The 13,775-nt window shown below is 54.7% G+C and carries 7 protein-coding genes; 6 read left to right on the forward strand and 1 reads right to left on the reverse strand.

Annotated elements, in window-relative coordinates; genetic code table 11:
* Positions 1 to 61 precede the first annotated feature (61 nt).
* The 6 genes from LDL70_RS15230 (at position 62) to trxA (ending at position 12,258) form a co-directional block, all read left to right on the forward strand.
* The gene (locus tag LDL70_RS15230; protein WP_225685561.1) at positions 62 to 2,677 is read left to right on the forward strand and encodes a PAS domain-containing sensor histidine kinase; all 2,616 of its coding nucleotides are present in this window, start codon (positions 62 to 64) and stop codon (positions 2,675 to 2,677) included.
* 87 nt (positions 2,678 to 2,764) lie between these two features.
* A complete protein-coding gene (gene tsaE, locus LDL70_RS15235; protein WP_225685570.1) occupies positions 2,765 to 4,291 on the forward strand; it encodes a tRNA (adenosine(37)-N6)-threonylcarbamoyltransferase complex ATPase subunit type 1 TsaE in 1,527 nt (508 codons plus the stop codon).
* A 5-nt stretch (positions 4,292 to 4,296) separates the two neighbouring features.
* On the forward strand, positions 4,297 to 5,037 hold the full coding sequence (locus LDL70_RS15240; RefSeq protein ID WP_225685572.1) for a nucleotidyltransferase family protein: 741 nt from the start codon (positions 4,297 to 4,299) through the stop codon (positions 5,035 to 5,037).
* 134 nt (positions 5,038 to 5,171) lie between these two features.
* On the forward strand, positions 5,172 to 8,300 hold the full coding sequence (addB, locus tag LDL70_RS15245; protein WP_225685574.1) for a double-strand break repair protein AddB: 3,129 nt from the start codon (positions 5,172 to 5,174) through the stop codon (positions 8,298 to 8,300).
* Positions 8,297 to 11,827, forward strand: coding sequence for a double-strand break repair helicase AddA (gene addA, locus LDL70_RS15250; protein WP_370637844.1), 3,531 nt, complete (start codon positions 8,297 to 8,299; stop codon positions 11,825 to 11,827). Before addB ends, addA begins: the two co-directional genes overlap by 4 nt.
* 110 nt (positions 11,828 to 11,937) lie before the next feature.
* Positions 11,938 to 12,258: a thioredoxin gene (gene trxA / locus LDL70_RS15255; protein ID WP_022709960.1), complete on the forward strand. Its 321-nt coding sequence runs from the start codon at positions 11,938 to 11,940 to the stop codon at positions 12,256 to 12,258.
* 74 nt (positions 12,259 to 12,332) lie between these two features.
* On the opposite strand, the gene LDL70_RS15260 is transcribed toward trxA, so the two are convergent.
* Entirely contained in the window at positions 12,333 to 13,670 is a 1,338-nt protein-coding gene (locus tag LDL70_RS15260) for a folylpolyglutamate synthase/dihydrofolate synthase family protein (RefSeq protein WP_225685579.1), read from the reverse strand.
* Positions 13,671 to 13,775: the final 105 nt, after the last annotated feature.

Consider the following 13,775-nt stretch of genomic DNA (forward strand, 5'->3'; position numbering starts at 1 on the left):
TCTGCCGCTGATTTTTAAACAGTTATGAAGCAGCAAATGCTGCGGCGGAGAATTTTAAGGCATGTCAGGTGTCAGTTCATTTCGAAATATTGGCTCTGTTATAAGCCGTCATTTTCGCAAAGCTCTGGCAGCGACAGCCGCATTTTCTTCTGTTTTGGTATCCGGTCAGGCACTGGCGCAAAGCTATGATATCGGACGAATTCCGATGCCGGGCGGCAGCACATTAGGCCCGAATGAAGTGGTGCAATTTGCCATTGTTGTGGGGGTAACAGGTGCCGCACTTTTGTCGGTCAGCTGGATCATTCGCAGCCGTAACCGTGTGAACCGCGAGAACAGTGCTTTGCGTGCCCGTGTTGCTGATCTCAGCCATGCGGTGACACGCAGCGAAACCCTGCTTAATTTGAAAGATCAGCGTATTGTGGTCTGGGCAAGCGCGGAACCGGCAAAACGCGGGACGCCACAACATAATACGCAGACAGAAGTGCTGGGTCAGTTGCCGGTGGCCAGCGGAGTGCCGCAGGATCCGGCGGCTTTTTTAAGCTTCGGGCGCTGGTTGCGCACCGATTCCGTAGTGGCACTGGAACGCGCGATTTTATCGCTGCGCGAATATGGCCGCTCTTTCGATTTTCTGGTTGAGACCAATAATGGCACCATGCTCGAAGTGCAGGGGCAGACAACCGGTGCCTATGCCATTACCCGCTTCATTAATGTTGACGGTGTTCAGGCCAGAGCGGCGCAATTACAGGTACAGAATAATGAGCTGTCCGACACGCTGACAATGCTCCATGCACTTCTGAACCGTCTGGATCAGACTGTCTGGACACGGGATGTGGAAGGGCGGCTGAACTGGGCGAATAATGCCTATGTACAGGCTGTCGGTGCGAGTGATCTCGATCAGGTGCTGCAGGAAGGGCGCGAATTGCTGGGTGAGCAGGCGCGCCAGAAGATTGAGCGTGAGCGCGTTCTGTCTGCCGATCCGTCCGCGGTTAATCTGAGCCATCAGCCGGCTATGATGCAGGCAGCACAACAGGGCACATCCATTGCCACTTTCCGTGACCGGCTGGCCACGGTTATTGCCGGTGACCGCCATATGCTGGATGTGGCGGAGGTTTCCTGCTCGGCTGGTTCTGCCGGTTTTGCAGCTAATATGAGCGATCTGGAGCAGGTGCGGGCAGAATTGCAGCGCACGCTCCGCAGCCATGCGGAAACTCTCGACCAGCTTTCAACAGCTGTGGCGATTTTTGATCCTGAAATGAAGCTGCAATTCTTCAATCAGGCTTTTGCCAAATTATGGTCTCTGGATATTGCCTATCTGGAAAGCCACCCGAGCAATGCCATGCTGTTTGATGGTTTGCGCAGTGACGGCAAATTGCCGGAACAGCCGGAATGGCGACGTTGGAAAGAATCCATGCTGTCGGCCTATCGTGCTGTTGATCCGCAGGAACATTGGTGGCATCTGCCGGACAGCCGCACCTTGCGCGTGGTTGCCAATCCGCATCCGCAAGGCGGTGTGACATGGTTCTTCGAGAATATGACCGAGAAATTCGATCTCGAAAGCCGCTATAATACTTTGATGAAGGTGCAGGGCGAAACGCTGGATCATCTTGCGGAAGGTGTGGCTGTGTTTGGTGCTGACGGGCGTATCCGCCTGTCCAATCCGGCCTTTGCCGAATTGTGGTCGATCCCGCCGACAATTGCCGTTGAAGGCACGCATATTTCGGTCATTCGCAAGCAGTGCAAAGAACTGGCCGATGACCGTTATTGGGACGAGTTTGTCTCGGCCGTCACCGGTATTGCCGACAAGCGCGAAGGCACGCAGGGGCAGGCGGAACTGTCTACCGGCACGATCCTTTCTTATGCCGTTGTGCCGCTGCCAAAAGGCCAGATGATGCTGACCTTTGTCGATGTGTCCGATACGGTGCATGTGGAACGTGCGCTGAAAGACAAGAATGAAGCGCTGGAACTGGCCGATCAGATCAAGAATGATTTCGTTCAGCATGTATCCTATGAGCTGCGTTCGCCGCTCACCAATATTATCGGCTTTACCGAATTGTTGCAGACACCGGGCTTCGGTGAGTTGAACAACCGTCAGCGCGAATATGTTGAACATATCAGCACATCGTCCCTGACTCTGCTGACCATTGTGAATGATATTCTTGATTTGGCGACCGTTGATGCTGGTATCATGGAGCTGGATGTCAGCGATGTACCGGTGCGTGATGCTGTTACCGCTGCCAGCGAACGCGTCGCAGACCGTCTGCGCGAACATAATATTGCGCTGCAGATCAATATTGAAAATGCTGTCACCAGTTTCCGCGGCGATGCCAATCGTGTGCATCAGGTGCTGTTCAACCTGCTGAGCAATGCGGCCAATTATGCGCCGGAAGGTTCGGTTGTCGGTCTGGATGCGCGTCTTGATGGTGATCATATTCTTTTCAGTGTCCACGATAACGGGCCGGGCATGCCTAAGGAAGTGCTGGATACGGTATTCAAACGCTTCCAGTCGCACAGCAATGGCGGCCGTCGCCGTGGTGCAGGGCTTGGTTTGTCACTGGTGAAAAGCTTTGTGGAGCTGCATGGCGGCACGGTTGATATCCGCACGGCACCGTCGTCAGGCACAACTGTGCTTGTTCGTTTCCCGCTGGATGCGCGCCTATATCGTGCAGCAGCCGAATAACCGGATCAGGCTGTCTTTTCCTCTGAATATCATTATTCTCATCATGTCCGGAGATGACGGGCAGAGCATATAATAACGGAAGCTGATATGGCTGATGAACAGGATAGCAGCACTCTCTATACGGTAGAGTTGGTGTTGGAAAATGAAGCCGCGATGATCCGTTTTGCGGAAGATATCGCACTGGCGTTGGCTAAAGGCGACCTTGTCACCTTGAAAGGCGATCTGGGCGCAGGCAAATCCACTCTGGCGCGCGCGATCATCCGCACCATAGCCAATGATGATTTTTACGAAGTACCGAGCCCGACTTTTACGCTGGTACAGTCTTATCCTGAATTGCGTTTGCCCATAGCTCACACAGATCTCTACCGCCTGTCCTCGCCTGAAGAGCTGGATGAGCTGGGGCTTGATGAGGCGCTGGAAAGCGGTGCAGTGCTGGTGGAATGGCCGCAGCAGGGTGAGGGCGTTTTACCTGCTCCAATTATTGCGATCAGTATTGATCATGAAGGTGATGGCCGCCGTTTGACGATGGAAGTCACTGCTAAAGCTGCGCGGCGTATTTCCCGCTCGCTCGGTATCCGCAGTTTTCTGGAAAAATCTGACCGCTATCATGCTTCCCGCCGTTATCTGCTGGGCGACGCATCGCCGCGCGGTTATGAGCTGATTACCAGTGAGAGCGGTACCGAAATACTGATGAATGCACCGGCTATGCCCTATGATCCGCCGGTTAAAGATGGTCGTCCGTATCGCCAGATTGCCCATCTGGCGGAGAATATGGATGCTTTCGTTGCGATGAACCGGTTGCTGCGTGAAAAAGGTTTCCGCGCACCGGAAATTCTGGCGCTTAATCTCGATCGTGGTTTTCTGCTGATGGAGCATCTGGGCGCAGAAGGCGTTCTGGATAGTGAAGGCAAACCAATCGCAGAGCGCTATGTAGCGGCAGCACGAATGCTGGCGCATTTGCATCAGCATGATTGGCCGCAGGATACTGCGATCAGTGAAGACCGTACCCATCATCTGCATATGTTTGACCGTGATGCGATGCTGATCGAGGCGGAATTACTGCCGGTCTGGTATCTGCCCTATGTGCAGGGCGAGCCTGCCAGTGCTGACCAGACACAGAGCTTTGAACAGGCATGGGACAGCGTATTCAAAAGCCTTGAGAATGCAGAATATAGCCTGCTGATGCGCGATTATCATTCACCGAATATTCTCTGGCAGGATAAGGCAGAAGGCATAGCCCGTCTTGGCATCATTGATTTTCAGGACGCGATGATAGGCCCGTCCGCCTATGATCTGGCGTCACTGGCAATGGATGCCCGTGTGACAATTCCTGATGAGTTACAAGATCAGATTGTCGTGGCTTATTGTGATGAGCGCCGCAAGCTGGCCAAGGCTTTTGACGAAGAGGCCTTCCGTTCGGCCTATGCGATTATGGCTGCGCAGCGTAACACCAAAATTCTTGGCATTTTTGTACGCCTGTTCAAACGCGATGGTAAGCCGGCTTATTTGCAGCATCTGCCGCGTATTCAGGCCTATGCAGCGCGTGCCTTGCAGCATCCGTCTCTCGCACGGTTACACAAATGGTATCAAGACAATGGTCTTTTGCAGGATTAATACCCATGCCGGATAAGAAGAACTCAGAAGCATTCGCCCCTGATACAGCCATGGTACTGGCGGGTGGCTTGGGTACGCGGATGCACCCGCTGACCCTGACCAAGCCAAAGCCGCTGATTAAAGTGGCGGGGCGCACATTGATTGATCGCGGGCTGGATGTGCTGGTTGAGGCCGGTGTTAAAAAGGCAGTGGTTAATGTGCATTATCTGGCCGATCAGATGGAAGAGCATCTGAAAACCCGTGATGACATTGCGATCACCATTTCCGATGAGCGCGAACTGCTGCTCGATTCCGCAGGCGGTATTGTCAAAGCTCTGCCGGAGCTCGGCGATAAGACATTTTATATCCTCAATGCCGATACATTTTGGGTTGATAGCCAGAATTCCAATCTGAAGCGTCTTGCGCAAAACTGGGATGAAAGCAGAATGGATATTCTGCTGATGCTGGCAGACCGTCATCATTCCACCGGCCATGAGGGGCGCGGCGATTTTCATCTCAATGAAGACAGCACATTGCGCCGAGTGCCTGTGGATGAGCGTTCCGATTATATTTATGCCGGTGCGGCACTGGTTAATCCGCAGCTCTTTGCCGGTAAAGAGATCAGCGTTTCTTCGCTCAACAGCTATTTTAACACCGCCATTGCCGCAGGCCGGCTTTACGGTATGGTCATGCAGGGACATTGGCTGACGGTCGGTACGCCGGAGGCAATCGGCGAGGCAGAAGCTGCCCTTTTGACACTCGCGTAAAGCAGAATATTCAGAGCATTTTCGGTTTGCCGTAACCTATAGAAAATGCTCTATCTATTTATTTCTACGCGTATCTTATCCGAAAACCGCTTCACACTTTTCGGGATACGCTTTGGTATCAGGGAGACGGGTCTATGAGTGAGCGGCGTCCGCGTCTTTATTCGATTGCATCGGGAACACCATTTCTGCCGCGTTTTGCCGATGCTTTGCTGAATGGCGAGCTGATCGAAGGCTTTGGCGCTGATGCAGGCAATCCGCTGGCTCTGGCAGACGCGGTGATCTATGTGCCGACACGCCGTGCGGCACGTGCTTTGCGCGCTTTGCTGGTTGACCGGAATCCGGCTAATGCCGCTCTTTTGCCGTCTATCCGCCCGCTGGGTGATGTGGAGGAAAGTGCAGCGCTGTTTGACAGTGCTGCGGAAGAGTTTCTCCAGCTTGCCCCGCCGATGAGTGAGCCGGAACGACTATTATTGCTCGCGCAGCTGATCCGCCCGTGGCGGGAAAGCCTGCCGTCGCATATTCGTGCCATGTTCGGTGCAGAGGATATTGCCATTCCGGCAACCACTGCTGATGCTATCTGGCTGGCGCGTGATCTGGTGCGGCTGATGGATCAGGTGGAGACAGAAGGGGCAGACTGGAGCGAGCTTGGTCTGATTGCACCGGAAGAGCTTGCCGACTGGTGGCGGGTGACACTGCAATTTCTGGAAATCGTCACCAAAATCTGGCCGGATGTTTTGGCTGAACGCAACCGTTCCAATGCTTCGCAGCACCGCAACTGGCTGATTGAATTTGAAACGCAGCGGATGCAGAAAAATCCGCCGCAAGGCCCTGTGATTGTCGCCGGTTCCACCGGCTCTATTCCGGCAACAGCAAAGCTGGTAGCAACGATTGCCCGCCTGCCAAAGGGCGCCGTGGTATTTCCGGGGCTGGATCGTGATCTGGATGAGAAAGCATGGACCTTGCTTGCCGACGGGCTGAATAATCCGTCCACCTATGGTCATCCGCAATATGGGTTGCGCAAGCTTCTGGATCAGATGCAGTGTCGTCGTGAAGATGTACAGCATCTGGAAATTACGAATCCGGCTAAGCGTATGCGTGAGCACATTGTCAGTGAGGCATTACGTCCGGCAGAAACCACCGATTTATGGGGGCATTTAAAGCTCGATGCACAGGCTGTGCGCGATGCGATGAAGAATGTGGCACTGATCGAAACCGCCAATGAGCGTGAAGAAGCACTGGCAGTGGCACTGGCTTTGCGGGATGCGATTGAAGCGCCGAATAAAACCGCAGCGCTGGTGACGGTTGACCGTAATCTGGCGCGGCGTGTGGTGCTGGAACTTACGCGTTTCGGCATTGATGCGGATGATTCCGGCGGTAAACTCCTGCGCGATACGGAAGCGGTTATTCTGCTGCGCCTGTTGATTACCTGTGTATTTGAACCGGGTGATCCGGTGGCGCTGCTGGCACTGGCCAAGCATCCGCTGGTGCGGCTGGGACAAAAGCGCGGTGATCTGCGCCGTGCCGCGGAAATGCTGGAACTTGTTGCGCTGCGTGGTGGTACGGGCAGGGCGGATATTGCTGATCTGCCGGGCTTTCTTGAACAGAAAATGATGGAAGCCTCCGCCAAGCCTTATGAACCGGCCTGGCAGGATAATATTGCGGCGGCAGAGCTCATCCAGTTGCAGAGTTTCTGTGCAGCAATGACTGCGGCTGTGGCACCGCTGACCGATCTCATCCGCATTCAGGCACGGATTGAAGTGCCGCAGATTATGCGGGCGAGTGTCGAGGCACTGGAAAATCTGGCGCGGGATATCGATGATACCGTGCATCTGCTCTATCAGGGGCAGCAGGGCGAGCAGTTCAGTGCATTTCTGCGCCAGTTGATTGCCGCCGACACAGGGTTGGATTTTCTGCCGGAAGAATGGCCGGATATGTTTGAAGCGCTGCTGGCCAATGAAACGGTTAAGCCGCATCCGGGCGGTCATCCGCGTGTGTTTATCTGGGGTGCGCTGGAAGCACGTCTTCAGACGGTTGATACGGTGATTGTCGGAGGGTTGAATGAGGGCATCTGGCCGGCAAAAACCCGCAATGATCCGTTCATGTCACGCCCGATGAAAGGCATGATCGCGCTTGATCCGCCGGAAGTGCGTACCGGTTTGGCTGCGCATGATTTTGCGATGGCGACGGGGATGGAACAGGTGATTTTCTCCCGCTCGCAGCGCTCTGAAAATGCACCGACTGTGCCGTCGCGCTGGTTGCTGCGGCTGGAAACGGTAACGGGTAAAGCGGTAACGGACGCCATGCGTGAGCGCGGCGGTAAATATCTGCACTGGGCGCGTTTACTGGATGTCAGCCCCGATGTGCCGTTTGTCTCGCGTCCGGAACCGAAACCACCGGTGGATGCGCGACCAAAACATTTCTCGGTGACAGAAATTGAAACACTGCGCCGCGATCCTTATGCGATCTATGCGAAGAAAATCCTGCGTCTGCGTGCATTGGAGCCACTGATCCGTGATCCGGCAGCGGCTGAGCGCGGAACATTGTTTCATGACATTCTCGGCGAATTTACCCGCCGCGACATTGATCCTCTGTCACCGCAGGCAGAAGAAGAGTTGCTGGAAATCGGGCGCGGTGCTTTCACTGATGCCGATCTGCCGCCGGAGATCGAAGCCGTGTGGTGGCCGCGTTTTACTGCGCTGATACCGGAGTTCTTACATTGGGAACGTGAACGTGCGCCTTATGTGCGTGAGCGCCATGCGGAGATTTCATCGGCAAAAGCGGTTGTCGAGCCGCTGGCTGTGACACTGTCCGGACGTGCTGACCGTATTGATGTAATGCGCGACGGCACGACGGTAGTGATCGACTATAAGACCGGCTCCACACCATCGGTGCGTCAGGCCCATGTGCTTTTGTCGCCGCAGCTGGCGCTGGAGGCGGCTCTGTTGCGCCGTGGTGCGTTTAAAGAGATCGGCCAGAGCGATGCACAGGATTTGCTCTATGTGCGCTTGCAGGGCGGCGGAAGGCTCAAGCCGGAATCCATTCTCAGTACGGATCGCGGCGCCAGCGTGAAAACCGCTGTGGAATTGGGTGAAGAATCGTGGACGCGTCTCGGAGAATTGCTGACGGAATATAATCGCGAGGAGCAGGGCTATCGTTCCCGTGCTTTGCCGTTCCGTGAAAGTGATCTGACGGGTGATTATGATCATCTGGCGCGGGTTCTGGAGTGGTCGGCGGGCGGAGCAGACGAAGGCGGAGATGCATAATGAAACCTAAAATCATCCCGCAGGAAACCATTGATGCACAGGCCAAGGCCGCGAACCCTTACGATTCCGTCTGGGTATCGGCCAATGCCGGTTCCGGTAAAACTCATGTGCTCACAGAGCGAGTGATCCGGCTGCTGCTGGAAGGCACAGACCCGTCCAAAATCCTTTGTTTGACCTATACCAAAGCCGCAGCAGCAGTGATGCAGAACCGCGTTTTCCAGCGGCTCTCGGAATGGGCAGTACTGGATGATGAAGGCTTGAGCAAAAAGCTTGAGAGTCTGGAAAAGCGTGAACCCGATGCCATCCGCCTTGAAATTGCACGGCGTTTGTTTGCCCGTGCTTTGGAAACACCGGGCGGTCTGAAAATCCAGACCATTCATGCTTTTTGTGAATCCATTCTGCACCAGTTTCCGCTCGAAGCGAATATTGCCGGTCATTTTGAAATGCTCGACGATATGATGCAGACGGCGTTGGTAGGGGAAGCGCGGCGGCAATTGCTCGAAGTTGCATCCACCTCTGCCCATGCGGATCTGGCTGAAGCTTTTGCCACGGTGCTGGAAACCGCCGGTGAAATGGGGCTGGAAAACCTGCTGGATGAAGCGGTGTCCAAGCGCCATGCCTTGCATGGATTTATACGGCAGACCGGTGTTGCGGAAACCCGTCAGGATGTTTTCTACCGTCATTTCGGCTTTGATCCGGAAGACACTGAAGCCGATATTCTCTCCGATCTCTGGCCGGTGGCTGAGTTTTCCGAAGATGTGCTGGATGCGGTGATGAACCTGCGCAAGCCTGCTGCCCGTGCGCAGGATGTGGTGCTGCAATTGCGGATGATTAAACCGCAGACCACACCGGCACAAATGCAGGAGATTCTGCGCAAGGCATTTCTCAAATCCACAGGTGAGCCGAAAAACGGCTCATGGGTGGCAACCGCTGCGGTTAAAGCGGAACTACCGGATTTCGAAGACGACTTTAACCGTGTTGCTGCCGATATTCATGAGGGGCTCGACCGGCTTAAACTGCTGAAGCTGATCCGGCTCAACCTTGCGGCCTTCACACTGATTGATGATCTGCTGTCGCGCTATGAGAAGATGAAGCGCAATCGTGGACTTCTGGACTTTGATGATCTGATCAACCGCACCGTCTCACTGCTGTCACGCAACGGTGCAGGCATGTGGGTGCAGTATAAGCTTGATCGCGGTATCGACCATATTCTGGTGGATGAGGCGCAGGATACCAGTCCTGAGCAGTGGCAGGTTATCAATATGCTCTCTGCTGAGTTCTTTTCCGGCTCGGGGCAGCGTGATGTGCGCCGTACCCTTTTCGCAGTGGGCGATGAGAAACAGTCGATCTATTCGTTTCAGGGCGCACGTCCGGAAGATTTTGCGGCGACCGGTAAAGCCGTTTCACGCATGGCAGCCCGTGCGGAATTGAGCTTTGAAAAAGTCAGTCTCAATTTCTCGTTCCGCTCCACACCGGATGTATTGTCGGCGGTGGATACGGTGTTTTCGCGTGAAGAGGCTTTTCGCGGACTTGGCATTGAGCGGCAGCCGACCGTCCATGCGGCGATCCGCTCCAATGATGCCGGTGAGGTTGAGGTCTGGGATATTCTGACGCCGGAAAAGGTTGAAGAAGTTGAGGACTGGCGCACGCCGATTGACCAGTTGCCTGCACCGGCAGTTAAGCTGGCAGAGCAGATTGCCACGACTATTCGTCATTGGCTGGATACGGGCGAGCCGATCCACGGCAAAGGGCGGCGTATGGAGCCGCGCGATATTATGGTGCTGGTGCGCAAGCGTGATCTGTTCATGCCAGCACTTTCCCGTGCATTGAAAAATCGCGGCGTGCCGGTGGCCGGTGCTGACCGTTTGCGCCTCACCAGTCATATCGGGATTAAAGACCTGATGGCTGTCGGACGTTTTGTACTGCAACCGGCGGATGATCTGTCACTGGCAAGTGTACTAAAAAGCCCGCTCTTTGGTTTGACCGAGGAGCAGCTTTATCGTCTTGCGCAGCCGCGCGGCACCAAGCAGACGCTTTATGCCGCCATGGAGAAGCTGGGGGACAGCGATGCACCGGATGCGGGCGCATGGCAGGTGCTGTACACAAAACTGCGTCGCTGGCGCAATATGGCCGATACAATGCCGGTCTTTGAGTTCTATGCCCGTATTCTCGGACAGGATGGCGGACGGCGTAAATTGCTGGCGCGGCTCGGGCCGGAAGCCGGTGATGTGATCGACGAATTCCAGAATTACGCATTGGCAACCGAGCGCAGTGGTCTGCCAGGGTTACAGGCCTTTTTGGAAACACTGGAAGCGGCTTCACCGGAAATCAAGCGCGAGCTGGATCAGAACCGCGATGAAGTGCGTATCATGACGGTGCATGCCTCCAAGGGGCTGGAAGCGGCTGTGGTTTTCATGGTTGATCCCGGCAATGCCGCATGGTCGGCAGGGCGTGCACCAAAGCTGTTGAGCTTTGATATGGCTGAGCCGGACGGTTATGAGGGCAAAGGCTTTCTCTGGCTGCCGAAAAGCGATTACGGTACTGGTTTTACTGCGGAGCTGCTGGAAGAGCTTAAAACCCGCTCTGAGGAAGAATATCGCCGTCTGCTTTATGTGGGTATGACCCGCGCCGAAGACCGGCTGATCCTGTGCGGTTATCGCGGCGAGCGCGAGAGCGAAAACACATGGTTGAAACTGACCTCTGACGGGCTGGGTGATGAGGCCGTGGCCTATGATCATCCGGTTGAGGGTGTGAGTGCGCGGCGTTATCGCAAGACAGAACTGGCAGCATTGGAAATACAAGACAAAGCGGATACGGCTGAGACCGCCTATCCGCCGCTGCCTGACCATTATCGCAGGCCGCTGGAGCCGGAACAGGGGCTGCCACGCCCGCTGACACCATCCGGCGCCTCAGCTTTGATTGAGGCAGATGCCGAGCAGGTTGTGCGCAGCGGTTCGCCCGTTCTGGAGCAGGGCGCACAAAGTGAGGGCAGTGGCCGCAGCTTCGGTTTACAGCGCGGTACAGTGATCCACACATTGTTGCAGCGCCTGCCGGATTTGCCTGCGGAACAACGCGAGCAGGCGGCACAGCGTTATCTGAATATTGCTGCCGGTGATTGGCATGAATCGCAGCGCGAAAAAGCACTGGCAGCGGTCAGCACTATTCTGAATGATCCGCAATTTGCTGCGGTATTTTCACCGGCTTCCAAAGCGGAAGTCTCATTGATGGGTAAGCTGCAGCTGCGCGGCAAGGAACAGGTTGTTTCCGGCCAGATCGACCGGATTTGTGTTGAAGACGACCGTGTGTTGATTGTGGATTATAAAAGCAACCGTCCGCCAGCCCGCACGCAGCAGGAAGTGCCGCAGGCCTATATCACTCAGCTTGCACTGTATCGCGCGCTGGTTGAGCCGCTTTATCCGCATAAACGTGTTGAGGCTGCATTGCTGTTCACTGAAGGGCCGCATCTGATTGTACTGGATGAGGATGTGATGGAACAGGCACTGATTGCTCTGGGCAAGGCTGTATGAAGAGGCCGCTTCGAAAACTATATTGACCTTTCATCACAATGACACCACATATCAGCTAATAATGAATTTCATAGCAGGTTTTGGCCTGTAACAGCGAAAGAGGAAAGCCTATGGCGACCGTTAAAATTGACAATAGCAATTTCGAATCCGATGTGCTGAAAGCTTCTGAGCCGGTTGTGGTGGATTTCTGGGCTGAATGGTGCGGACCTTGCAAAATGATTGCACCGGCTCTGGAAGAAATTTCATCGGAAATGTCCGGTCAGGTGAAGATCGCTAAAGTCAATATCGATGAAAATCCGGAACTGGCTGCGCAATATGGCGTACGTTCCATCCCGACATTGCTGATGTTCAAAAATGGTGAAATCGCTGCCAATATGGTTGGTGCTGCACCAAAGAGCCGTCTGGCCGACTGGATTAAAGCTTCGGCTTAATCAGATTAAGCATTATCAAAAAAAGTCCCGCATGAGTGCTCATGCGGGGCTTTTTTATTGATACAGATCATCATTTATTGCGGCGGTGTGTTATTTGCTGCCAGCACATCGCCTGCCAGATATAGTGAGCCGCCGATCAGAATGCGCGGTGCAATCACCTCATCTTTGACTTGTTCTTTGATGGCTTTAAGCCCTTCAGCAACACTTGCAACCGGCAGAGCTTCCAGACCGGCTCTGCGCGCTGCATCGGCCAGTGTTTCATGGTCAATACCGGAATCGCTGGAGCTGATTGCTACCGTATAGACCTGTCTTGCCATGCCGGTGAAAGCTTCAAAATAGCCGACCGGATCTTTGGTATTGATCATACCGGTAATCAGATAGAGCGGACGCGGATCGCGTTCTTCAAGTTCGGCAAGTGCCTCGGCAATGACCACGCCTGCACCCGGATTATGCCCGCCATCAAGCCAGACTTCAGCCTTTTCAGGAGCAAAGCGCATCAGATCGCCCTGTGTCAGACGCTGCATGCGCGCTGGCCATGTCACAGATGTCATGGCTTTTTCAACTGCCTGATCGCTTAGAGCAAAACCGGCTTCGCGCACGGCTTTGATCGCTGCCGCTGCATTGGCAATCTGGTGACGGCCTGGGAGACGAGGCAGCGGCAAATCAATCAATCCGCTCTCATCCTGATAGACCATGCGGCCATGTTCCTGATAGGCAAGGAAATCCTGTCCGAAAACGCTCAGCGGACAGCGCAGACGGTCTGCAATATCAATCATCACCTGACGGGCATCATCGCTGCTCTGGAAGCCGATCACCACCGGACAACCGCGTTTGATAATTCCGGCTTTCTCGGCGGCAATGATTTCGACTTTATCGCCGAGATAGGACTGGTGATCGAGCGATACCGGCATAATCAGCGATACGGCTGGTTTGGTGATGACATTGGTGGCGTCAAAGCGTCCGCCAAGACCAACCTCCAGAATAACTGCATCTGCGGGATGCTCGGCGAAGAGAACAAAGGTCACGGCGGTCAGAAGCTCGAATACGGTGATCATATGCTCACCATTCGCCTCTGTTACCCGTGCAACGGCATCCGACAGCGTTGCATCATCAACCAGCTGGCCGGTTTCACCTTTGCGCCCCAGACGATAGCGCTCATGCCAGTTCACCAGATGCGGGGAGGTGTGCACATGCACGGCCAGCCCTTCCGCCTCCAGAAGCGCGCGGGCGAAAGCAGTGGCTGAACCCTTGCCGTTGGTGCCGGCAATATGGATGATCGGCGGCAACTTATCCTGCGGATTGCCCAGCGCTTCCAGCAGGCGGCTGATGCGCTCAAGTGACAGATCAAAACCCTTCGGGTGTTTTTCCAGAAGGCGTTCAATACGATGTGCGGCGGTGAGATTTTGTGTCATGGCAGATCCGGGAATGCTCTATCTATTTGCTTTTACGCGTATCTTATCCCAATCGAAGCAGGAAAAGAAATCAGTCCAGTGAACTGATTTCCCTGCGAAGGCGCT

Origin of the sequence: Pseudochrobactrum sp. XF203, assembly GCF_020341615.1 — a bacterium.
GTDB lineage: Bacteria > Pseudomonadota > Alphaproteobacteria > Rhizobiales > Rhizobiaceae > Pseudochrobactrum > Pseudochrobactrum saccharolyticum.

Coding starts and splice junctions, on each gene's coding strand:
- LDL70_RS15230 (WP_225685561.1), top strand. CDS start 62: ATGTCAGGTGTCAGTTCATTTCGAAATATTGGCTCTGTTATAAGCCGT.
- tsaE (WP_225685570.1), top strand. CDS start 2,765: ATGGCTGATGAACAGGATAGCAGCACTCTCTATACGGTAGAGTTGGTG.
- LDL70_RS15240 (WP_225685572.1), top strand. CDS start 4,297: ATGCCGGATAAGAAGAACTCAGAAGCATTCGCCCCTGATACAGCCATG.
- addB (WP_225685574.1), top strand. CDS start 5,172: ATGAGTGAGCGGCGTCCGCGTCTTTATTCGATTGCATCGGGAACACCA.
- trxA (WP_022709960.1), top strand. CDS start 11,938: ATGGCGACCGTTAAAATTGACAATAGCAATTTCGAATCCGATGTGCTG.
- LDL70_RS15260 (WP_225685579.1), bottom strand. CDS start 13,670: ATGACACAAAATCTCACCGCCGCACATCGTATTGAACGCCTTCTGGAA.